The organism is Pseudomonas baltica, from assembly GCF_031880315.1.
In the GTDB taxonomy this organism is placed as follows: domain Bacteria; phylum Pseudomonadota; class Gammaproteobacteria; order Pseudomonadales; family Pseudomonadaceae; genus Aquipseudomonas.
Genome location: NZ_CP134771.1, coordinates 2,499,129 through 2,520,407 on the forward strand (window position 1 = coordinate 2,499,129; position 21,279 = coordinate 2,520,407).

The 21,279-nt window shown below is 60.8% G+C and carries 27 protein-coding genes; 11 read left to right on the forward strand and 16 right to left on the reverse strand.

From position 1 onward, the window contains the following. Positions 1–47 precede the first annotated feature (47 nt). The gene (locus REH34_RS11020; RefSeq protein WP_226502903.1) at positions 48–806 is read right to left on the reverse strand and encodes a Nif3-like dinuclear metal center hexameric protein; all 759 of its coding nucleotides are present in this window, start codon (positions 804–806) and stop codon (positions 48–50) included. Positions 807–921: 115 nt separating this feature from the next. On the opposite strand from REH34_RS11020, the gene algW reads away from it, so the two are divergent. Continuing rightward, on the forward strand, positions 922–2,085 hold the full coding sequence (gene algW, locus REH34_RS11025) for a Do family serine endopeptidase AlgW (RefSeq protein WP_226502902.1): 1,164 nt from the start codon (positions 922–924) through the stop codon (positions 2,083–2,085). A gap of 102 nt (positions 2,086–2,187) precedes the next feature. On the opposite strand, the gene hisC is transcribed toward algW, so the two are convergent. The 10 genes from hisC to REH34_RS11075 all read right to left on the reverse strand — a co-directional run bounded on the left by hisC (position 2,188) and on the right by REH34_RS11075 (position 10,090). After that, complete coding sequence (hisC, locus tag REH34_RS11030; protein ID WP_311971652.1) at positions 2,188–3,231, reverse strand: histidinol-phosphate transaminase; 1,044 nt, start codon at positions 3,229–3,231, stop codon at positions 2,188–2,190. Beyond that, positions 3,228–4,550, reverse strand: coding sequence for a histidinol dehydrogenase (gene hisD / locus REH34_RS11035; RefSeq protein ID WP_226503664.1), 1,323 nt, complete (start codon positions 4,548–4,550; stop codon positions 3,228–3,230). The genes hisC and hisD overlap by 4 nt, the downstream gene beginning before the upstream one ends. Before the next feature lie 144 nt (positions 4,551–4,694). Further along, positions 4,695–5,330, reverse strand: a complete 636-nt coding sequence (gene hisG / locus REH34_RS11040; protein ID WP_226502900.1) for an ATP phosphoribosyltransferase — start codon at positions 5,328–5,330, stop codon at positions 4,695–4,697. Between the two features lie 68 nt (positions 5,331–5,398). Next, positions 5,399–6,664: a UDP-N-acetylglucosamine 1-carboxyvinyltransferase gene (gene murA, locus REH34_RS11045; RefSeq protein WP_226502899.1), complete on the reverse strand. Its 1,266-nt coding sequence runs from the start codon at positions 6,662–6,664 to the stop codon at positions 5,399–5,401. 22 nt (positions 6,665–6,686) lie between these two features. Then, positions 6,687–6,926 carry a BolA family protein gene (locus REH34_RS11050; RefSeq protein WP_226502898.1) on the reverse strand — a complete coding sequence of 80 codons (240 nt, stop codon included), beginning with the start codon at positions 6,924–6,926 and terminating at the stop codon, positions 6,687–6,689. Positions 6,927–7,043: 117 nt separating this feature from the next. Continuing rightward, positions 7,044–7,346 (reverse strand): STAS domain-containing protein, encoded by a 303-nt coding sequence (locus REH34_RS11055; protein ID WP_311971653.1) that lies wholly within the window; start codon positions 7,344–7,346, stop codon positions 7,044–7,046. Continuing rightward, positions 7,343–7,996: a phospholipid-binding protein MlaC gene (locus tag REH34_RS11060; RefSeq protein ID WP_226502896.1), complete on the reverse strand. Its 654-nt coding sequence runs from the start codon at positions 7,994–7,996 to the stop codon at positions 7,343–7,345. Before REH34_RS11060 ends, REH34_RS11055 begins: the two co-directional genes overlap by 4 nt. 11 nt (positions 7,997–8,007) lie before the next feature. Beyond that, complete coding sequence (mlaD, locus tag REH34_RS11065) at positions 8,008–8,484, reverse strand: outer membrane lipid asymmetry maintenance protein MlaD (protein WP_226502895.1); 477 nt, start codon at positions 8,482–8,484, stop codon at positions 8,008–8,010. After that, a complete protein-coding gene (gene mlaE, locus REH34_RS11070; RefSeq protein WP_226502894.1) occupies positions 8,484–9,281 on the reverse strand; it encodes a lipid asymmetry maintenance ABC transporter permease subunit MlaE in 798 nt (265 codons plus the stop codon). The genes mlaD and mlaE overlap by 1 nt, the downstream gene beginning before the upstream one ends. After that, positions 9,281–10,090, reverse strand: a complete 810-nt coding sequence (locus REH34_RS11075; RefSeq protein ID WP_226502893.1) for an ABC transporter ATP-binding protein — start codon at positions 10,088–10,090, stop codon at positions 9,281–9,283. The genes mlaE and REH34_RS11075 overlap by 1 nt, the downstream gene beginning before the upstream one ends. 230 nt (positions 10,091–10,320) lie before the next feature. Here REH34_RS11075 and REH34_RS11080 point away from each other — a divergent pair, with 230 nt between their 5' ends. The 10 genes from REH34_RS11080 to REH34_RS11125 all read left to right on the forward strand — a co-directional run bounded on the left by REH34_RS11080 (position 10,321) and on the right by REH34_RS11125 (position 17,347). Continuing rightward, positions 10,321–11,295, forward strand: coding sequence for a KpsF/GutQ family sugar-phosphate isomerase (locus REH34_RS11080; RefSeq protein WP_226502892.1), 975 nt, complete (start codon positions 10,321–10,323; stop codon positions 11,293–11,295). After that, complete coding sequence (locus tag REH34_RS11085; RefSeq protein WP_226502891.1) at positions 11,295–11,819, forward strand: HAD family hydrolase; 525 nt, start codon at positions 11,295–11,297, stop codon at positions 11,817–11,819. Before REH34_RS11080 ends, REH34_RS11085 begins: the two co-directional genes overlap by 1 nt. Positions 11,820–11,827: 8 nt before the next feature. Continuing rightward, positions 11,828–12,403, forward strand: a complete 576-nt coding sequence (lptC, locus tag REH34_RS11090) for an LPS export ABC transporter periplasmic protein LptC (RefSeq protein ID WP_226502890.1) — start codon at positions 11,828–11,830, stop codon at positions 12,401–12,403. Then, positions 12,390–12,932 carry a lipopolysaccharide transport periplasmic protein LptA gene (gene lptA / locus REH34_RS11095; RefSeq protein ID WP_311971654.1) on the forward strand — a complete coding sequence of 181 codons (543 nt, stop codon included), beginning with the start codon at positions 12,390–12,392 and terminating at the stop codon, positions 12,930–12,932. Before lptC ends, lptA begins: the two co-directional genes overlap by 14 nt. Further along, positions 12,932–13,657 (forward strand): LPS export ABC transporter ATP-binding protein, encoded by a 726-nt coding sequence (gene lptB, locus REH34_RS11100; protein WP_226502888.1) that lies wholly within the window; start codon positions 12,932–12,934, stop codon positions 13,655–13,657. Before lptA ends, lptB begins: the two co-directional genes overlap by 1 nt. 182 nt (positions 13,658–13,839) lie before the next feature. Beyond that, a complete protein-coding gene (locus REH34_RS11105; RefSeq protein ID WP_226502887.1) occupies positions 13,840–15,333 on the forward strand; it encodes an RNA polymerase factor sigma-54 in 1,494 nt (497 codons plus the stop codon). Positions 15,334–15,410: 77 nt separating this feature from the next. After that, a complete protein-coding gene (gene hpf / locus REH34_RS11110) occupies positions 15,411–15,722 on the forward strand; it encodes a ribosome hibernation-promoting factor, HPF/YfiA family (protein WP_226502886.1) in 312 nt (103 codons plus the stop codon). Positions 15,723–15,733: 11 nt separating this feature from the next. Next, positions 15,734–16,198, forward strand: coding sequence for a PTS IIA-like nitrogen regulatory protein PtsN (gene ptsN, locus REH34_RS11115; RefSeq protein WP_311971655.1), 465 nt, complete (start codon positions 15,734–15,736; stop codon positions 16,196–16,198). A 2-nt stretch (positions 16,199–16,200) separates the two neighbouring features. Further along, positions 16,201–17,058, forward strand: a complete 858-nt coding sequence (gene rapZ / locus REH34_RS11120) for an RNase adapter RapZ (protein WP_226502884.1) — start codon at positions 16,201–16,203, stop codon at positions 17,056–17,058. Between the two features lie 16 nt (positions 17,059–17,074). Continuing rightward, entirely contained in the window at positions 17,075–17,347 is a 273-nt protein-coding gene (locus tag REH34_RS11125; protein ID WP_226502883.1) for an HPr family phosphocarrier protein, read from the forward strand. 38 nt (positions 17,348–17,385) lie between these two features. Here the strand turns inward: REH34_RS11125 and REH34_RS11130 are convergent, their stop codons facing one another. Genes REH34_RS11130 through REH34_RS11150 form a run of 5 tightly spaced genes read right to left on the reverse strand, consistent with a single transcriptional unit; the run spans position 17,386 to position 21,184 of the window. Beyond that, positions 17,386–18,279, reverse strand: coding sequence for a ZIP family metal transporter (locus REH34_RS11130; RefSeq protein WP_311971656.1), 894 nt, complete (start codon positions 18,277–18,279; stop codon positions 17,386–17,388). A 35-nt stretch (positions 18,280–18,314) separates the two neighbouring features. Continuing rightward, on the reverse strand, positions 18,315–18,926 hold the full coding sequence (locus tag REH34_RS11135; RefSeq protein WP_226502881.1) for a superoxide dismutase: 612 nt from the start codon (positions 18,924–18,926) through the stop codon (positions 18,315–18,317). A gap of 1 nt (position 18,927) precedes the next feature. Beyond that, on the reverse strand, positions 18,928–19,377 hold the full coding sequence (locus REH34_RS11140) for a hypothetical protein (protein WP_311971657.1): 450 nt from the start codon (positions 19,375–19,377) through the stop codon (positions 18,928–18,930). A gap of 42 nt (positions 19,378–19,419) precedes the next feature. Next, a complete protein-coding gene (locus REH34_RS11145; protein WP_311971658.1) occupies positions 19,420–20,796 on the reverse strand; it encodes a class II fumarate hydratase in 1,377 nt (458 codons plus the stop codon). After that, entirely contained in the window at positions 20,789–21,184 is a 396-nt protein-coding gene (locus REH34_RS11150; RefSeq protein ID WP_311971659.1) for a FagA protein, read from the reverse strand. Before REH34_RS11150 ends, REH34_RS11145 begins: the two co-directional genes overlap by 8 nt. Positions 21,185–21,279 lie beyond the last annotated feature (95 nt).

The window sequence follows — 21,279 nt, forward strand, 5'->3', positions numbered from 1 at the left end:
CGCTGGTTAGGGTGTCGCTGATGACCTACGCGCTCATAAACCAATATTCAGATCGGATTGGGAACATCGATAAAGATGTGCTCCAGCGCAAAGCGCCGCGCCAGATAATCCCCTAGCGCCTGCACGCCATAGCGCTCGGTGGCGTGATGACCTGCGGCGATGAAACTCACGTCGTTCTCTCGGGCACTGTGGAAAGTCTGCTCCGAGGCCTCGCCACTGATGAACAGATCGACGCCGGCCGCAATGGCTTGATCGATGTAGCCCTGGCCGCCGCCGGTGCACCAGCCTACCCGGCGGATCATGGCGCTGCCCTCGATCAGCAGCGGCTCGCGGCCCATCACTTCCTGCACCTTGCGGGCGAAATCACGGGCGCTCATCGGTTCGTCAAGCGAGCCCAGCAGCCCCACCACCCGCGAATTGCTCGGGTCCAGCGGCCCTTCCACGGTGATATCGAGCTGGCGCGCCAACTGCACGTTGTTGCCGACCTCCGGGTGCACATCCAACGGCAGGTGATAGGCCAGCAGGCTCATGTCGTTCTGCAGCAGGGTCTTCAGGCGCCGCTGCTTCATCCCGGTCACGCAGGGGTTTTCGCCTTTCCAGAAATACCCATGGTGTACCAATACAACGTCGGCGCCCGCCTCGGCTGCGGCATCCAGCAGCGCTTGGCTAGCTGTAACCCCACTGACGATACGCAGCACCTGCGAGCGGCCCTCGACCTGCAAGCCATTGGGGCAGTAATCCTGAATTTTTGCACTGGCGAGGTAGCGATCCGCCTCCTGCACCAGGGTCGTCAAGGCAATAGCCATAAAAGTCTCCATAAAGGCCGTTCGGAGCCGCTAAAGGCCTCGTATAATGGCGGCCATTATGGGGCGTCCCAAGCCATGTGGAAACGCCCGACCGCCATCTCCCGGGAATCGTTAAATGTTCAAGGCGCTACGTTTTTTTGGTTGGCCATTATTGACCGGCATCCTGATTGCGTTGCTGGTCATCCAGCGTTTCCCCGAATGGGTCGGCTTGCCGAGCCAGGACATCAATCTGCAACAGGCGCCGCAATCGGCCACCGTGGTCCAGGGCCCCGTGTCCTATGCCAGCGCCGTCACCCTTGCTGCACCTGCCGTGGCCAATCTGTACACCACCAAGGTGGTCAACAAGACCAATCATCCGCTGTTCGAAGACCCGCAGTTCCGCCGTTTTTTCGGCGACAACCTGCCCAAGCAACGGCGCTGGGAGTCGAGCCTCGGCTCGGGGGTGATCATGAGCCCGGAAGGCTACCTGCTGACCAACAACCACGTCACCGCTGGCGCCGACCAGATCGTGGTAGCGCTCAAGGATGGTCGCGAGACCTTGGCGCGCGTCATCGGCAGCGACCCGGAAACCGACCTGGCGGTCCTCAAGATCGACCTGAAGAACCTGCCATCGATCACTATCGGCAGCTCGGACAACATCCATATTGGTGATGTCGCGTTGGCCATCGGCAATCCCTTCGGCGTCGGCCAGACGGTGACCATGGGCATCATCAGCGCCACTGGCCGCAACCAGCTGGGCCTTAACACCTATGAGGACTTCATCCAGACCGACGCGGCCATCAACCCCGGCAACTCCGGCGGCGCGCTGGTGGATGCCAATGGCAATCTGACCGGCATCAATACGGCGATCTTTTCCAAGTCTGGTGGCTCCCAAGGCATCGGCTTCGCGATCCCTATCAAGCTCGCGGTCGAAGTCATGAAATCGATCATCGAGCACGGCCAGGTAATCCGCGGCTGGCTGGGCATCGAAGTGCAACCGCTGACCGAAGATCTGGCCGCGTCTTACGGCCTGAAAGACAAACCCGGCATCGTGGTGGCGGGCATTTTCGCCGGCGGCCCGGCACAGAAAGCCGGCCTGCAGTTGGGCGATGTGATCCTGAGCATCAACGGCGAGCCGGCCGGCGACGGGCGCCGCTCGATGAATCAAGTAGCGCGGACCAAACCCAACGACAAGATCGCCATTGAAGTCATGCGCAACGGTAAGCAGTTGAAGATGATGGCTGAAGTGGGCCTGCGCCCCCCACCGGCGCCGGCTGCGGTGGCGCCGGAAGAGAAGTAATCCAATAGCGCGGTTGAGGCTCATGGCCTCTTCGCGAACAAGCTTTGCTCCCACAGGCGTACGACTCAGGACGGCCCTGTGGGAGCGGGCGAAGTAAATCGATCAGAGGGCGTCGAGCAACGCCTGATTCTGTTCCGGCGTACCGATGCTGATGCGCAGGAACTGAGCGATTCGCTCTTGCTTGAAGTGCCGCACGATCACCCCTTTCTCGCGCACCTTGGCGGCGATCCCTGCGGCGTCCTGCTGCGGGTGGCGGGTGAAGATGAAGTTCGCCGCTGACGGCAATACCTCGAAGCCACGCTGTTGCAGCTCGGCCACCAAATGCTCTCGGCTGTCGATCACCGCTTTGCAGGTCTGCTGAAAATACGCTTTGTCGTTGAACGCCGCGGCGGCGCCAACGATGGCCATGCGATCCAGCGGGTAAGAATTGAAGCTGTTCTTGACCCGTTCCAGCGCCTCGATCAAATCCGGATGACCCACCGCCAGTCCGACACGCAGGCCCGCCAGCGAGCGCGACTTGGACAGCGTTTGAGTCACCAGCAGGTTGGGATAGCGATCCACCAGGCTGATCGCCGTCTGGCCGCCGAAGTCGATATACGCTTCATCGACCACCACCACTGAATCCGGGCTGGCCTTGAGCATCTGCTCGACCGCGTCCAGTGCCAGCACGCAGCCAGTCGGCGCATTGGGGTTAGGGAAAATGATCCCGCCGTTGGGGCGTGCGTAATCGGCGACACGGATCTGAAACTGCTCGTCAAGCGGCACCAGAACGTGCTCGATGCCATACAGCCCGCAATACACTGGGTAGAAGCTGTAGCTGATATCCGGGAACAACAGCGGCAGATCCTGCTGGAACAGACCATGAAAAATGTGCGCCAGCACTTCATCCGAACCGTTGCCGACGAATACTTGCCCAGTCTGCACGCCGTAATACTCGGCCACCGCTTGCTTGAGAAGATCGCCATTCGGATCGGGGTACAGGCGCAGGTCGTCGTTCAGCTCGGCACGCATGGCCTCCAGCGCCTTGGGCGACGGACCATAGGGGTTCTCGTTGGTATTGAGCTTGACCAGCTTGGTGAGTTTGGGCTGCTCGCCCGGCACGTAAGGCACCAGGGTCTTGACGAAAGGACTCCAGAACTTGCTCATGCTTGTTTACCTTCCAGAATGCGGTATTCGGCGCTGCGGGCGTGGGCGCTCAAGGACTCGCCGCGAGCCAGCACCGAGGCGGTCTTGCCCAGCTCGGAAGCTCCGGCTTCGGAACAGAAGATGATCGACGAACGCTTCTGGAAGTCATACACCCCCAGTGGCGACGAAAACCGCGCGGTGCCGGAGGTCGGCAGCACGTGGTTGGGGCCTGCGCAGTAGTCGCCCAGTGCCTCGGAGGTGTGACGGCCCATGAAGATCGCACCGGCGTGACGGATCTGCGGCAGCCAGGCCTCAGGGTCGGCCACCGACAGTTCAAGGTGCTCCGGCGCGATGCGGTTGGCCACTTCGATGGCCTGCTGCATGTCGCGCACCTGAATCAGCGCACCGCGGCCGTTGATCGAAGTCTTGATGATTTCAGCGCGCTCCATGGTCGGCAGCAGCTTGTCGATGCTGGCCGCGACCTTGTCGAGGAACTCGGCGTCCGGGCTGACCAGAATCGCCTGAGCGTCTTCGTCGTGCTCGGCCTGGGAGAACAGGTCCATGGCGATCCAGTCCGGATCGGTGCCGCCGTCGCAGACCACGAGGATCTCGGACGGACCGGCGATCATGTCGATGCCCACTTGCCCGAACACGTGGCGCTTGGCAGTCGCCACATAGATGTTGCCCGGCCCGACCACCTTATCGACCTTGGGCACGCTTTCGGTGCCGTAGGCCAGCGCGGCGACCGCTTGTGCGCCACCGATGGTAAATACCCGGTCGACGCCGGCGATGCAGGCCGCAGCCAGCACCAGCTCGTTGATTTCACCACGGGGCGTTGGCACCACCATGACCACTTCGCCGACACCTGCGACCTTGGCCGGAATGGCGTTCATCAGCACCGAGGACGGATACGAGGCCTTGCCACCCGGCACATACAGGCCGGCACGATCCAGTGGCGTGACCTTCTGGCCCAGCACCGTGCCGTCGGCCTCGGTGTAGCTCCAGGAGTCCTGCTTCTGCTTTTCGTGGTAGCTGCGCACACGGGCGGCGGCTGTTTCCAAGGCTTCGCGCTGAGGCGCGGTGATCCGCGTCAGCGCCAACTCCAGACGCTCGCGCGGCAGGATCAGGTCGGCCATCGAGGCCACATCCAGGCCATCGAAACGCTTGGTGAACTCCACGACGGCTTCGTCGCCGCGTTCGCGCACGGCCTTGATGATGTCCAGCACACGCTGGTTGACCGACTCGTCGGACACGCTTTCCCAGCTCAACAGATGATCCAGATGGCGTGCGAAGTCCGGGTCAAGCGCGTTGAGTCGACGGATTGCAGTGGGAGCGGTCAGGGTCATGACGTGGGCCTCAATAATTGGCGGGGGCACAAAGGGCAAAACTCAGGCGTCGCTAGACTACCAAGCCATCCGCGTGGGCACCTGAGATTTTGGCTATGACGCGGATAGATGGGCACGCACAGAGGGCGTGCAAGTGATTCAGCCGCGGTGTCGCGACTCGACCGCAGTGCGCAGGGTATCGATCAAGGCCTGGATGCGGGCATGCTGCATCTTCATCGATGCCTTGTTGACGACCAGCCGGGAGCTGATGTCAGCGATCATTTCCTGGGGTTCCAGGCCATTGGCACGCAGGGTGTTGCCAGTATCGACGACGTCGATGATCTTGTCGGCCAGACCTACCAGGGGTGCCAGTTCCATCGAGCCATACAGCTTGATGATATCGACCTGACGGCCCTGCTCGGCGTAGTAACGCTTGGCGACATTGACGAATTTGGTAGCGACGCGCAGACGGCCCTTGGGCTCGGGAACCCCGATGGCACCGGCGGTCATCAGCTTGCATTTGGCGATCTGCAGATCCAGCGGCTCGTACAGGCCCTGGCCGCCGTACTCCATGAGCACATCCTTGCCCGCCACACCGAGGTCGGCGGCGCCGTGCTCGACATAGGTCGGAACGTCCGTGGCACGCACGATCAGCAGGCGTACATCATCCTGCGTGGTCGGAATGATCAGTTTGCGGCTTTTGTCCGGATTCTCGGTGGGCACGATGCCCGCTGCAGCCAGCAGCGGCAGAGTGTCGTCGAGGATGCGGCCCTTGGACAGCGCGATGGTCAACATGAAAAACATCGATCCTTATAATTTATTCGGCAATAACCCCATGGGGCGCATCCCTGCGCCCGGAAGCACTAGCCCGGTACGCGGCGAATCTTGGCGCCGAGCATCTGCAGTTTTTCCTCGATGCACTCGTAACCACGGTCGATGTGGTAGATGCGATCGATCAGGGTATCGCCCTCGGCGACCAGCGCGGCGATGACCAGGCTGGCGGAAGCGCGCAGGTCGGTGGCCATCACTGGCGCGCCCTTGAGCTTCAGCGTGCCGGTCACGACTGCGGTGTTACCTTCGACCAGGATGTGTGCGCCCATGCGGACCATTTCATAGACGTGCATGAAACGGTTCTCGAACACGGTCTCGATGACCGCACCCGTGCCTTCGGCGATGGCGTTGAGCGAAACGAACTGAGCCTGCATGTCGGTCGGGAACGCTGGGTACGGAGCGGTACGCAGGTTGACGGCCTTGGGCCGCTTGCCATGCATGTTCAGCTCGATCCAGTCATTGCCGGTGGTGATTTCGGCACCGGCTTCGCGCAGCTTGTCGAGTACGGCCTCGAGGATGGTCGGATCGGTATCCTTGAGCTTGACGCGACCACCGGTGGCGGCAGCGGCCACCAGGTAGGTGCCGGTCTCGATACGGTCCGGCATCACTTTGTAGTGAGCCGAGCCCAGGCGCTTGACGCCTTCGATCGTGATGGTGTCGGTACCGGCGCCCTGGACGTTACCGCCCATGGCATTGATGAAGTTGGCAAGGTCGACCACTTCCGGCTCGCGCGCCGCGTTCTGCAGCACGGTCCGGCCATTGGCCAGCGATGCGGCCATCATGATGTTCTCGGTACCGGTCACGCTGACGGTATCGAAGAAGAAGTTGGCACCGCGCAAACCGCCTTCCGGCGCCTTGGCCTTGATGTAGCCGGCTTCGACTTCGATCACTGCGCCCATGGCTTCAAGGCCGCGGATATGCAAGTCGACTGGACGCGAACCGATGGCGCAACCACCCGGCAGAGCCACTTCGGCCTCGCCAAAGCGGGCAACCATAGGGCCCAGCACCAGGATCGACGCGCGCATGGTTTTCACCAGCTCGTAGGGTGCGATCAGGGTCTTGATGGTGCGCGGGTCGATTTCCACGGCCATCTTTTCGTCGATGATCGGCTCGATGCCCATGCGGCCGAACAACTCGATCATCGTGGTGATGTCGTGCAGGTGCGGCAGGTTGGCGACCGTGACCGGCGCATCGGCCAGCAAGGTAGCGGCCAGAATCGGCAGGGCGGAGTTCTTCGCCCCGGAAATGCGGATTTCCCCATCGAGAGGGATGCCGCCAGTAATAATCAGTTTGTCCATTAGAATCTCGACCCCAAAGGGCTCAGGTGCGCTCAGCCCAGGCTGCGCGGCTGAAGAATTTCATCGTTACCGCGTGGATACTGCCGTCGGCAATCCAAGGGTTCAAATGAGCATAGATCTGCTGCTGACGGGCGACCGGTCTGAGGGCGGCGATTTCGTCACTGATCACATTCAACTGGAAGTTGCAGCCTTCGCCTTCGACTTCCACCTGGACTTGCGGCAGCTTTCCTTCAAGGAAGCTCTTAACTTCTACGGCCTGCATGCTCAACCTCAATCGGCGCCCTGTGCGCGCGGGTCGGCCATCATACAAAAAAAGCCCCGCGCCTGCGAACCCGGATACGAGAACTCTGACGGAGGGGCGTTGACGCTGATGGCGCTTTCAGTCACGGACCAGCAGTGCGCTGATCCCGGATACTTCGGCAATCTGTGCCATGTCGCTGGGTAAGCCACGGATGACCAAGGCCTTGCCGGCCGCCCTGGCGTCACGGGTGAAGCCCAACAGCAGCGACACGCCGACGCTGTTGGCCTTCTCGACCGCTGCGCAGTCGACGATCAACGGATCCACGCTGCTGCTGGCGATCAGCTTGCGGCCCTGTTCACGCAAGGCCGGCCCTGAGCGATAGTCGAGCACACCGGCGAGCGCCAGCACGCCGGCGCCTTGCAGGCTGACACTGGCGGTCATTGGGCAGGCGCCGGAGCAGCGCTGTCGGTGGTTTGCTTGGCCTTGGCAACTTCGCCAGCCCAACCATCGATGGTCTTGTCCAGGTCATTGCCGTTCTGCTGCATGGCATCGGCGAACTGATCACGGAACAGCTTGCCGACGTTGATACCATTGAGCACCACGTTGCGCACTTTCCACTCGCCGTTGATTTTCTCGAGGGTGTAGGACACGGGATAGACCGCACCGTTGGTGCCCTTGACGGTCATGTCGACACTGGTGCGGTCGCCGCTTTCGTCTTTGGCTGGCGCAACGGTGATGCCTTGATCGTTGTAATCGAGCAGCGCATTGCCATAGAACTGGAACAGGCCGCGCTTGAAGTTCTCCTGGAAGCGCGCCATCTGCTCAGGCGTCGCTTTGCGCGAGTACTTGACCGTCATCACGCTCTTGGAGATTCCTTCGGCATCCACGACCGGCCCGACGATGCGGTTGAGCGCATCGTAGAACGCCTGGGGGTTGGACTTGTATTGCGCACGATTGGTGGCCAGATCGCCCAGCAAGTCGTGCGTGGTGTTCTGCACCAGATCATGGGCCGAAACGCTAGGAGCCGCGTTGGCAAACATTGGCAGGGCCGCCAGCAGGACCAGCAGGCCACGTCGCAAAGTCGAAATCATTGAACCACTCCTCATTTGGCGTCTTTGGCGTCTTTGCCCACGCTATTGAGCAAGAATTTGCCGATCAGGTCCTCCAGCACCAACGAGGACTGGGTATCGTGGATCGTGCCGCCGTTGGCGAGCAGCTTGTCGTCGCCCCCCACACTGATACCGACGTATTTCTCGCCCAGCAGGCCAGCCGTCAGGATCGATGCGGTGGAGTCGATCGGCAGGTTGTCGACCTTCTTGTCAATTTGCATGGTCACTCGGCCAGTGAAGTTATCGCGATCCAGATCGATCGCCGTGACCTTGCCGATGGTGACACCGGCCATGCTCACCTTGGCTCTGACCGTCAAACCGGCGATATTGTCGAAATAAGCATAAAGTTTATAGGTGTCGGCGGACGGAGTGGCTGCAAGACCGCTGACGCGCAACGCCAACAAGAGCAGAGCCAGGATCCCGGCCAGTAAAAACAGGCCGACACCGACTTCAAGGGTGCGGTTTTGCATCAGAAATCTCCAAACATCAAAGCGGTCAGAATGAAATCCAGGCCGAGCACGGCCAACGAGGCGTAGACAACGGTCTTGGTCGTGGCACGGCTGATCCCCTCGGAAGTGGGCTCGCAGTCATACCCCTGGAACACGGCGATCCAGGTCACTACAAAGGCGAAAACAACGCTTTTGATCACGCCGTTGAGAACATCGGTATTGAAGGTCACGCTGTTTTGCATGTTGGCCCAGAACGAACCGGAATACACACCCAGCCATTCGATCGCGACCCACGAGCCACCCCAGATACCGACCACGCTGAAGATCAGCGCCAGCACCGGCAACGAGACAAAACCGGCCCAGAGGCGCGGCGCGGCAATGTGCTTGAGCGGGTCGACGCCGATCATCTCAAGGCTCGAGAGTTGCTCGGTCGACTTCATGTTGCCGATCTCGGCGGTCAACGCCGAGCCGGCCCGGCCAGCGAACAACAGCGCCGTGACCACCGGCCCCAGCTCGCGCAGCAGGGTCAGGGCAACCATCTGCCCCGTGGCTTGCGCGGACCCGTACTTGCTCAGGATGCTGAAACCTTGCAGCGCCAGCACCATGCCGATGAACATCCCGGACACCACGACGATGGCCAAGGACATCACACCGACTGAATACAGCTGCTTGACCAGCAGTTGAAAACCGCCGCCACTGGTGCTGCGGCCGAACAGAGCATGAAGCAGAAAGAGCGTCGAACGCCCAAGAATGGCCACAGCCTCGATGGCGGAATGGCCGAACAAGGCCACGCGGTCGGTCAATGTCTTGCGACGCATCAGCGCTTCCCCAGGAAATCAGCGTCGAGAGCCGGCGCCGGAAAGTGGAAGGGCACGGGACCGTCGGGGTCCCCTTTCATGAATTGGCGAATGCGCGGGTTATCGGAGCCCATGAGCTCTGCCGGCGTCCCCTGCCCCAGCACCTGACCGTCACCGACCACATAGATGTAGTCGGCGATGCTGGCGGTCTCGGCCAGGTCATGGGAGACCACCACGCTGGTAATGCCCAGGGCATCGTTGAGCAAACGGATGAGACGCACCAGGACGCCCATGGCGATCGGGTCCTGCCCTACGAAAGGTTCGTCGTACATGAGGATCTGCGGATCCATGGCGATCGCCCGGGCCAGCGCCACACGGCGCTTCATCCCGCCGGACAGCTCGTCAGGCATTAATTCGACAGCACCGCGCAAGCCCACCGCCTGCAGTTTCATCAGGACGATGTCGCGGATCATCTCTTCGGGCAGCTCGGTGTGCACACGCAGCGGAAAGGCGACGTTTTCGAAGACATCCAGATCAGTAAACAACGCGCCACTCTGAAACAGTACCCCCATGTGCTTGCGGGCATCGAACAGGTCGCTGCGCGAGAGTTTGGGCAGGTTCTGGCCATTGACCCAGACCTCGCCGGCGGAAGGCCGCAGCTGCGCTCCCATCAACCGGAGAAGGGTAGTCTTGCCGCAACCGGACGGCCCCATGATGCCGGTTACCTTGCCCTTGGGAATACGAATATCGACGTTGTTGAAAATGCTGCGCGATCCTCGCTTGAAGGACACGCCCTTCAATTCGACCGCGTAGGCGTTATCGGCACTCAATTGAAACTCCTTTCGATGCAGCCTCTTGCTCGTGCGCATGGACGCAAAAGTGCCATACGAGGACCGAGATGGCCGAACAGGCGGCGAACTATATCACCGCAGACACAGACGGCCAAAGCTCGAAACGCAACAGAGTTTCTTCAAATGCATGAAAGTTATGATCGCACGTGAGGGTTTCACGTATTACCGCTATAATCGCCGCCTTTTCATCAGGCATTCCGATTTTCGACATGACTCAGGCCAACGAACTGATCCAATCCGCCCAGCGCACCATCCGCTATGAAATCGAAGCGGTCGAGGGCCTGCTGGCCCATATCGACGCCGATTTCGTGCGCGCCTGCGAGATGATCCTGGGCAGCAAGGGCCGCGTCGTGGTGCTGGGCATGGGCAAATCCGGGCATGTCGGCAAAAAGATCGCAGCCACCCTGGCCAGCACCGGCACGCCGGCGTTTTTCGTTCACCCGGCCGAAGCCAGCCATGGCGACATGGGCATGATCACCCGCGACGACATAATCCTGGCCCTGTCGAACTCCGGCACTACCGCCGAGATCGTCACCCTGCTGCCGCTGATCAAACGCCTGGGCATCAAGCTGATCAGCGTTACCGGCAACCCCGAGTCGACGCTGGCCAAGACTGCCGAGGTCAATCTCGATGTGCGCGTGGCTCAGGAAGCCTGCCCGCTGAACCTCGCCCCGACCTCCTCGACCACGGCCGCGCTGGTGATGGGCGACGCCCTGTCCATCGCCCTGCTCGAGGCGCGCGGCTTCACCGCCGAGGATTTCGCCTTTTCCCATCCCGGTGGTGCACTGGGCCGACGCCTGCTGTTAAAGGTCGAGAACGTCATGCATGGCGGCGCCGACCTGCCTCAGGTTCAACGCGGCACTTCGCTGAAACTGGCGCTGATGGAAATGACCCGCAAAGGCCTGGGCATGACGGTGGTTCTGGAGAGCGACGGGCGCCTGGCGGGGATCTTCACCGACGGCGATCTGCGCCGCACCCTGGACCGCGAGATCGACCTGCGCACGGCGCTGATCGACGACGTCATGACCCCCCGTGGCAAGACCGCCCGCCCCGAGATGCTCGCCGCCGAAGCACTGAAAATCATGGAAGACCATAAAATAGGCGCCCTGACCGTGATCGACGGCGACAATCGCCCGGTCGGCGCCCTGAACATGCACGATTTGCTGCGCGCCGGAGTCATTTGATGACCATGAATTTGCTAGAACGCGGCAAGCCCGTCAAACTGGCGGTTTTCGATGTCGATGGCATCCTCACCGATGGCCGCCTGTACTTTCTTGAAGACGGCAGCGAGATGAAGGCCTTCAACACTCTCGACGGCCAAGGGTTCAAGATGCTGATCGCCTCGGGCGTGACCATCGCGATCATTACCGGGCGCAAATCGCCCATGGTCGAGCGCCGCGCCAAGGCGCTGGGCGTAGCGCATCTAGTACAAGGGCGCGAAGACAAGCGCGTGGTTCTCGAACAATTGATGGCCGAACTGGGTCTGAGTTACGAACAAGTCGCCTATCTGGGCGACGACCTGCCCGACCTGCCGGCCATTCGCCGCGTTGGGTTGGGCATGACCGTACCCAACGCTGCACCTTTCGTGCGCCAGCATGCCCATGGGGTCACCCAGGCGCGCGGCGGTGAAGGCGCTGCCCGCGAGTTCTGCGAGTTGATCCTGCAAGCGCAGGGCAACCTCGATGCGGCTTACGCCGACTACCTGTAGAGTCAGATATGCCGAGCAAAAAGTTTCGCAACATTCTATTAATGTGTGCCTTGGCGGCCGTGCTGGTCGCCGTGGGTTACTGGAATATCAGCCCCGAACGGCTGCTGGACCCGCAGGCCGCCGCACAGGCCGATCCGACCCAGATCGACTATTACGCGACCAACGCCCACACCGTGCAGTTCAACCTCGAAGGCAAGCGCCAGTATGAAATGACCGGGGCCAAGGTCGAGCATATGAAGGTCAGCCAGATCACCTACGTGACCACGCCCGACGTCTACATGTACCGTGGCACCGAGTTCCCCTGGCACATCCAGAGCGTACGCGCCGAGGTCAATCCGGACGGCACTCAGGTCGAGCTGATCGAGAACGTCAGGGTTGCCCGTACCGACGAAAAGAAACGCACCACTATCATCACCGGTCCGCGCATGACTGTCTTCCCGCAGAAGCAATATGCGCAAACCGAGCAAAACGTTAGAATCGAAGCTGCCGGCAGTGTCACCACGGCGACAGGGATGAAGGCGTACTTGAACGACAGCAGGATGAACCTGCTATCCAACGTAAGAGGACAGTATGAGGCTCGTTAAAACCCTCCCTTTTTTGCTCAGCCTGAGCGCAGCACTGGGAAGCGCGAGCGCCTGGGCTCTGCCGACAGACCGCGATCAGCCTATTCATATTCAGTCCGATGACGCGCAGATCGATGACAAACAAGGCGTTGCGACCTACAAGGGCAACGTGATCATCACTCAGGGTACGCTGAAGATCACTGGCAACACGGTGACCATCACTCGCGCCGCCAACGGTGACGTCGACGTGTTCACGGCCGTCGGCAACCTGGCCTATTACGAGCAGAAGCCGCAGGTCGACAAGCCTATCGTTCAGGCCTGGGGCGTCACCATCCAGTACTTTGCGCCGCAAAACCGTATCGTGCTGATCGACAAGGCCAAGGTCATCAATGATGGCAACACCTCCGAAGGCGAGAAGATCGTCTACGACACCGTCAAGCAGGTGGTCAACGCTGGCCGTGGCAATGGCTCCAAGATCACTGCGCCGCGCCCTCGTATCGACATGGTGATCCAGCCGAAGAACAAGCCTGCCGACCAGAAGGCCAATTAATGGCGACCCTCAAAGCACAACACCTGGCCAAGGCCTACAAGGGCCGGCAAGTCGTGCGCGATGTCAGCCTGTCGATCGACAGCGGACAGATCGTAGGCCTGCTGGGCCCCAACGGCGCGGGCAAGACCACGTGCTTCTACATGATCGTCGGCCTGGTTCAGGCCGACCAAGGGCGCGTGCTGATCGACGACCTCGACGTCAGCCACCAGCCCATGCACGGTCGCGCCAAGTCCGGTATCGGCTATCTGCCGCAGGAAGCTTCGATCTTTCGCAAGCTCTCGGTCGCCGACAACATCATGGCCATCCTCGAGACCCGCAAGGAGCTCGACGGCGATGCCCGGCGCAAGGAACTCGAAAGCCTCTTGCAGGAATTCCACATTACCCACATCCGTGACAACCTCGGCATGAGTCTGTCCGGCGGCGAACGCCGCCGCGTGGAGATTGCCCGGGCCCTGGCCACGGCGCCCAAGTTCATCCTGCTGGACGAACCCTTCGCGGGCGTGGACCCTATCTCGGTCGGCGACATCAAGCAGATCATCCACCACCTCAAGGCCAAGGGCATCGGCGTTCTGATCACCGACCACAACGTACGTGAGACGCTGGACATCTGCGAAACCGCATACATCGTCAGCGATGGGCAACTGATTGCCGAAGGCAACGCAGCCGCTATCATGGCCAATGAGCTGGTCAAGGAAGTGTACCTCGGGCACGAGTTCCGCCTGTAGAAGTCCCCGCGCCCGGAGCGTTTTCCGCGGTCCTCCAAACCTTTTGGTTTAAATTGGACAAACGCTCTAGGCAAACACTCGGGTTTCAGGCATATAATTTGCTTACGACATAAAGCCGGGCGCTTCGGCGCCTTGTAGTGGATGGCGCTCTGCGCCGGCGAATAAGGTGTTAAGCCCCAGCCATGAAACCATCGCTCGTCCTAAGAATGGGCCAGCAACTGACGATGACACCGCAGTTGCAACAGGCCATCCGCCTTCTCCAGCTATCGACTCTGGATCTCCAACAGGAAATCCAGGAAGCGCTGGAATCCAATCCTATGCTCGAACGCCAGGAGGAAGGTGACGACTTCGATAACAGCGATCCGCTGGCGGACAATATCGAGCAGAAAACCACGCCGGACATCCAGGAGCCCACGTTCGAGAGCAGCGCCCCTACCGTCGACAACCTCGAAGAAGGCGAATGGGGAGAGCGTATTCCCAACGAGCTGCCGGTCGATACCGCCTGGGAAGACATCTACCAAACCAGCGCCAGCAACCTGCCCAGCAATGACGATGACGAGTGGGACTTCACCACCCGTACCTCGGCTGGCGAGAGCCTGCAGAGCCATTTGCTCTGGCAATTGAACCTCGCGCCGATGTCGGATACCGATCGTTTGATCGCCGTGACCCTGATCGACTGCATCAACAACCAGGGCTACCTGGACGAGACCTTGCAGGAAGTCTGCGACTCGTTCGACCCGGAGCTCGATATCGAGCTCGACGAGGTTGAAGCCGTTCTCCACCGCATCCAGCAATTCGAGCCGTCCGGGATCGGCGCGCGCAACCTCAGCGAATGCCTGCTACTGCAATTGCGCCAGTTGCCCCCGCGCACTCGCTGGCTGGCGGAAGCGCAGCGCTTGGTCACTGACTTCATCGACATGCTCGGCAGCCGCGATTACAGCCAGCTGATGCGCCGCATGAAGCTCAAGGAAGACGAACTGCGCCAGGTCATCGAACTGGTCCAGAGCCTCAACCCACGCCCAGGCTCGCAGATCGAATCTTCCGAACCCGAATACGTGGTCCCTGACGTCATCGTGCGCAAGGACAACGAGCGCTGGCTGGTCGAGCTAAACCAGGAAAGCGTGCCGCGCCTGCGGGTCAACCCTCAGTACGCAGGCTTTGTCCGCCGCGCCGATACCAGCGCCGACAATACCTTCATGCGTAACCAGCTGCAGGAAGCCCGCTGGTTCATCAAGAGCCTGCAGAGCCGCAACGAGACCCTGATGAAGGTCGCCACGCAGATCGTCGAGCACCAACGCGGCTTCCTGGACTACGGCGACGAGGCCATGAAGCCGCTGGTCCTCCACGATATCGCCGAAGCGGTCGGCATGCACGAATCGACGATTTCACGGGTCACCACGCAGAAATACATGCACACGCCCCGCGGCATCTATGAATTGAAATACTTTTTTTCAAGCCATGTCAGCACCTCCGAAGGCGGTGAATGCTCGTCTACGGCGATTCGGGCAATCATCAAGAAACTGGTCGCAGCGGAAAATCAGAAAAAGCCATTGAGCGACAGCAAGATCGCTGGTTTACTGGAGGCACAAGGCATCCAGGTAGCACGTCGCACCGTCGCCAAGTATCGCGAGTCTTTGGGAATCGCTCCCTCCAGCGAACGCAAGCGGTTGATGTAGCGCCTGGATGCGCCACAGCGTTCCAGTGGCAGGCCTTCAGCCTGTCTCTTTATGCACTGGCAATAAGGAGAAGCGGTATGCAAGTCAACATCAGTGGACACCAACTGGATGTGACCGAGCCCATGCGCAGCTACGTAGGCGAAAAACTCGCCAAACTTGAGCGGCACGTCGGCAAGATTACCAACGTGCAGGTGATCATGGAGGTCGAGAAGCTGAAACAGAAAATCGAAGCCACCCTGCACGTCGCTGGCGCCAAGGATATCGTTGCCAATGCCGAACATGATGACATGTACGCTGCCATCGACCTGCTGACCGACAAGCTCGACCGACAATTGCTCAAGCATAAGGAAAAACAGCTAAGCCAGCTTCAAGGTGCTGCTGCTCGCTGATACCCCAACCCATGATCCGACTTGAAAATATCCTGACCCCTGGCCGTTCCCTCGTGAACGTGCTGGGGAGCAGTAAAAAAAACGCCATCGAAAAGATCGCCGATCTGATCGCTGAACAGGTGCCCGCGCTGCCTCAGCAGACCGTGTACGAAGCGTTGCTTGCCCGTGAAAAACTCGGCTCGACCGGTTTTGGCAACGGTATCGCCATCCCCCATTGCCGCCTGAAGGGTTGTGACGCGCCCATCAGTGCCCTGCTCCATTTGCAACACGCCATAGATTTCGATGCAATCGACGGCGAGCCGGTGGATCTGTTGTTCGTGTTGTTGGTGCCCGAGGCTGCCACCGACGCACACCTCGAATTGCTCCGCCAGATCGCCAGCATGCTCGATCGAAAGGAAGTTCGTGACAACCTACGCAAGGCCAGCAGTAGCGAGGCCCTGTACCAAGTCGTGTTGGACGCCCAGAACGGTCAGTAATCATGCGTTTGATCATCGTCAGCGGTCGCTCCGGCTCCGGCAAGAGCACAGCCCTGGATGTACTGGAAGACAACGGCTTCTACTGCATCGATAATCTGCCGGCCGGCTTGCTGCCCGAGCTGGCGGAGCGCGCACTGATCCATACCGAACTGGCCCAGCCACTGGTAGCCGTCTCCATCGATGCCCGCAATCTGCCCAGCCATCTGAGCCGCTTCCCGGAGCTGCTCGATGAAGTCCGCGGCCGTCATATCCAGTGCGACGTGCTTTATCTGGATGCCGACGAAGAGACACTGCTCAAACGCTTTTCCGAAACTCGCCGGCGACACCCGCTGAGCAGCGCCAATCGCTCCCTCGCCGAAGCCATTCGTGTCGAAAGCGATCTGCTGGGGCCGATTGCAGACCTCTCCGACCTCAAGATCAACACCACCAGCCTCAACCTCTATCAGCTGCGCGACATCATCAAACTGCGGCTGCTGGACAAACCCGAAGCGGGCACGGCTTTCCTGTTCGAGTCCTTCGGGTTCAAACGCGGAATGCCGGTTGACGCCGACGTGGTCTTTGACGTGCGCTGCCTGCCCAACCCCTACTGGAAGCCCGAATTGCGCGAGCAATCGGGGCTGGATCAACCGGTGGCCGACTACCTGGCCGCTCAGCCGGATGTCGAAGAGATGTTCCAGGACATCTCCGGCTACCTGCTCAAATGGCTGCCGCGCTTTGCCGCCAGCAACCGTGCTTACGTGACGATCGCCATCGGCTGCACCGGCGGGCACCATCGTTCGGTATATCTCACCGAACGCTTGGGCAAGCTGCTGCAACCTGCCCTCAAGAATGTCCAGGTCCGCCACCGCGACCTCAGCTGAAAGGACCCACCCCGCGATGCCCGCTCTTGAAATCACCATTATCAACAAGCTTGGCTTGCATGCCCGCGCGGCCGCCAAGTTCGTCGGCGTCGCCGGCCGTTTTCCCTGTCAGGTCCGTGTCGGCCGCACCCCTGAGACCATGGTCGATGGTAAAAGCATCATGGCCGTGATGATGCTGGCAGCCGGCAAAGGCACACAGATCCACCTGAGCACCGAGGGTGAGCAGGAGCAGGACGCTCTGGATGGATTGGTGAAACTGATAAACGACAAGTTCGACGAAGGCGAATAATACCGTGCCCACACAGGATTGATTTGCGCCCTTCCCCGCTAACCCAAAGCGGTATCCATCAGCATCATCAGGCAGAACCCTACGCACAGGCCTGCGCTGGCCAGTCGATGGTGGCCGTTGGCCCGGGATTCGGGGATGATTTCCTGGGTCACCACCAACAACATGGCCCCCGCAGCGAAGGCAAGCCCGAGCGGCAGCAGAACCTCCCCCAAACGCACCAACCAGGCACAGAGCACCGCCGCCACTGGCTCCACCAGCCCGGACGCGGCGCCAATCAGAAACGCCTTGAACCGCGACATCCCCGCCCCGGCCAGCACCAGCGCAATGACCAAGCCTTCCGGCACATCCTGCAGTGCAATGCCCATGGCCAGGCTGTTGGCGTCCGGCATGGCACCGCCCGCCGATACACCAACGGCCATCCCTTCAGGAATATTGTGAGCGACGATGGCGATCACGAAAACCCAGATACGCGCAGGGATGTGCGGGTGGGCTGGGTCACCCACCAGTAACTCTGGCCCAGGAGCTGACACTTTGCGGTCCAGCAAGAACAGGCAAAACGCCCCGAACATGATGCCGAAGCTGATCAAGCCTCCCGCCCCCCAACGCCCAAGACCGATGCTTTGCGCTGCATCGATACCGGGCATGACCAGCGAGAACGCCGTTGCAGCCAGCATGACACCGGCGCCGAAACCCAACAGGCAATCGGCGATCGCCACGGGCATACTGCGAATCACCAATACCGGAACAGCGCCCAGCGCCGTACCCAAGGCACAGATCGCTCCGCCTTCGAGGGCCCGCATCATCGGTGGATCAAGGTCGACCCAGGCCAATGCCGTGCCCACCAGCGCCGCCATGCCGATCAACAACAGCAGGGCACCCAAAGTCAGGCGAGACATACGCCCACCGCTGATCGACAGACTATCAGAACGCATAAAAGGCCTTGGGCAGAGTCATACAAAGGCGATGATCAGGCCACGGCAGCCTGGTAACGGCGCTCGACTTCGGCCCAGTTGATCACGCTGTAAAACGCCGAGATGTATTCCGGGCGGCGGTTCTGATACTTCAGGTAATAGGCGTGTTCCCAGACGTCCAAACCGAGGATCGGCGTATTGCCGTGCATCAGCGGGCTGTCCTGGTTGCCGCTGCTTTCGACCACCAGTTTTTTCTCCGGGGTGACGCTCAGCCACGCCCAACCGCTACCGAAGCGCGACACGGCGGCCTTGGTGAATGCGTCCTTGAAGGCGTCGAAACCACCCAGCTGCTCGTCGATGGCCTTGGCCACCGGCCCCGTCGGTGTACCACCGGCATCAGGCGCCATGACGGTCCAGAACAACGAGTGATTAGCGTGGCCGCCACCGTGGTTGGTCACCACGCCCTGGAGTTTTTCCGGCAGCTGCTTGACCGCGCCCACCAGCTTCTCGACTGGCCACTCGGCGTATTCGGTGCCTTCGATCGCTGCGTTGATGTTGGTGATGTAGGTCTGATGGTGCTTGGTGTGGTGGATTTCCATGGTCTTGGCATCGAGATGCGGTTCCAGGGCATCGTAAGCGTAAGGCAATGCAGGCAAGGTGTAAGCCATGTCAATGAACTCCATATCGGTGGGTCGCAGCGCCGACGGCAGCGCTTTCGACAGATTGCACGCCGCTGTAGAGCAGGCGTGAGGTGCGGGGGTATTCGCCGTATTCGCCGATGAAGGCCAGCAATTCGGCGTAGGTCTTACCACTGTGACGCAGGGCCGCCTGACGAAGTTCAGGTTTTAGCCGCGGATCCTGGGCCGCCTGCAACAGCCGCTGATGAATGGCGCATAGGTACTCGGCACTCTCCTCCGGCTGGTTCAGGCGCAAATGCAGATCGGCCAGGTTGTGGTGGGAGATCACACACGCGGCCACCGCCTCGTCCGGCTCGGGCCATCGTTCGAAGAGCACTTGTGCCCAGGCCAGCGCCTGCAGGTAATGCTCGCGGGCGTCGACCAGCTCGTCCTTGTTGAAACACTCGTTGGCCCGTTCGATGGTGCGTTTCCAGTGCTGCATGGTGAGTCTCCCAGGCGTAGCGATGATCAGGCGCGAGCGCTGTCAGATACCGCCCGCCGTCAGCTTTTCGGGATCCAGCAAGGCTTCCAGCTGGCTGCGTTGCAGATCGGTATTTTCCAGCGCGACATCAATGATCGGACGCCCCTGCTTGTAGGCCAGCTTGGCGATCTCGGCGGCCTTCTGGTAGCCGATGATCGGGTTAAGCGCCGTGACCAGGATCGGGTTGCGCGACAACGCCTCCTTGAGCTTGGCGTCGTTGACGCGGAAAGTGGCAATCGCCTTGTCGGCCAGCAGCCGCGAGCTATTGGCCATCAACTCGATGCTGCTCAGCAGGTTTTGAGCGATGATCGGCAGCATCACGTTGAGCTCGAAATTCCCCGACTGTCCGGCCACGGTGATGGTGGCGTCGTTGCCGATGACCTGTGCCGCGACCATCGCGGTGGCTTCCGGGATCACCGGATTGACCTTGCCGGGCATGATCGAAGAGCCAGGCTGCAAGCCTTCGAGCTCGATCTCGCCGAGGCCGGCCAGCGGCCCGGAGTTCATCCAGCGCAGGTCGTTGGCGATTTTCATCAGCGACACCGCAGTACCCTTGAGCTGCCCCGACACCGCCACGGCGGTGTCCTGAGAGCCGATGAGCGCGAACAGGTTCTTGCCCGGCACGAACTGCACACGGGTCAGCGCGCTGAGGTGGCTGCTGAAGCGCAAGGCGAATTCCGGATGCGCATTGATCCCCGTGCCCACAGCAGTGCCGCCCTGGGCCAGGGATTGCAGGGCTGGCAGCTGCGCTTGCAGGTGGACGATATTGGCCTTGAGTTGCGCGGCCCAGCCGTTGAGGACCTGGCTCATGCGGACCGGCATGGCGTCCATCAAATGGGTGCGGCCGGTCTTGATGTACTGATGCACCTCGGCGGCCTTGCGCTCGGTGACGTCGACCAGATAGCCGAGGGCTGGCAGCAGCTGTTCGTGCAGGGCTAGAGAGGCGCTGACGTGAATGGTGGTGGGGATGATGTCGTTACTGCTCTGGCCGCAGTTGACGTGGTCGTTGGGGTTGACGGTATCGCCCAGCAGCCGCGTGGCCAAGGTGGCGATGACTTCGTTGGCGTTCATGTTGGAACTGGTGCCGGAGCCGGTCTGGTAGATATCCACAGGGAAGTGCTGCATGAAATCCCCGGCCAGTAATTGCTCGCAAGCGCCGACGATGGCCTTGCCCTGCGCGGCGCTGATCTGTTCCAGCTCGATATTGGCGTGGGCGGCGGCGGCCTTGGCGAGGATCAGGGCACGGATGAACTGCGTCGGCATGCGCTGATGGCTGATCGGGAAATTATTGACCGCGCGCTGAGTCTGGGCACCATACAAGGCCTGCTCGGGGACGTGCAGTTCGCCCATGCTGTCGCGCTCGATACGGGTATTACTCATCGGAATATCCTTGCAGCAGTTCAGTTGAGGAAAGAGACGGCGTGAGGCGGCAGCCGGCCAGCTGCGCGGCCCACCCCTGCCAGCGGCGGCGATGTTCGAGGCTGCTGGCGGCGGCGCGCAGGTCGCGCAGGGGTCGCCACGCCAGATCGAGGCACAGGCTGCGCCAATGCCAGGGCAGCGCGTGATCACACGCGGTATCGAGGAGCAGTCGCAAGGAGGTTTCGGCGACTGTCCAGGGTGAAGTCGGCGTGCAACTGGCGAGATAACGACCCTCTGCCAGGTAATGATCGATCAGGCGCGGCTCGTCAGGCTCCAGAGCACAACGAATCCGCAGGCTCAGCCGACGCCAGTTGTCTTGGTAGGGTGTATCCGGAAAGGCAGCCCTCATCGATACGCCTGCGAATCTCGATAATGATATTTATTATTATTTGATATTGAGAATCGACGCAAGCGCAAAAAAAGGGCGCCCCGTCTGCCACGGGG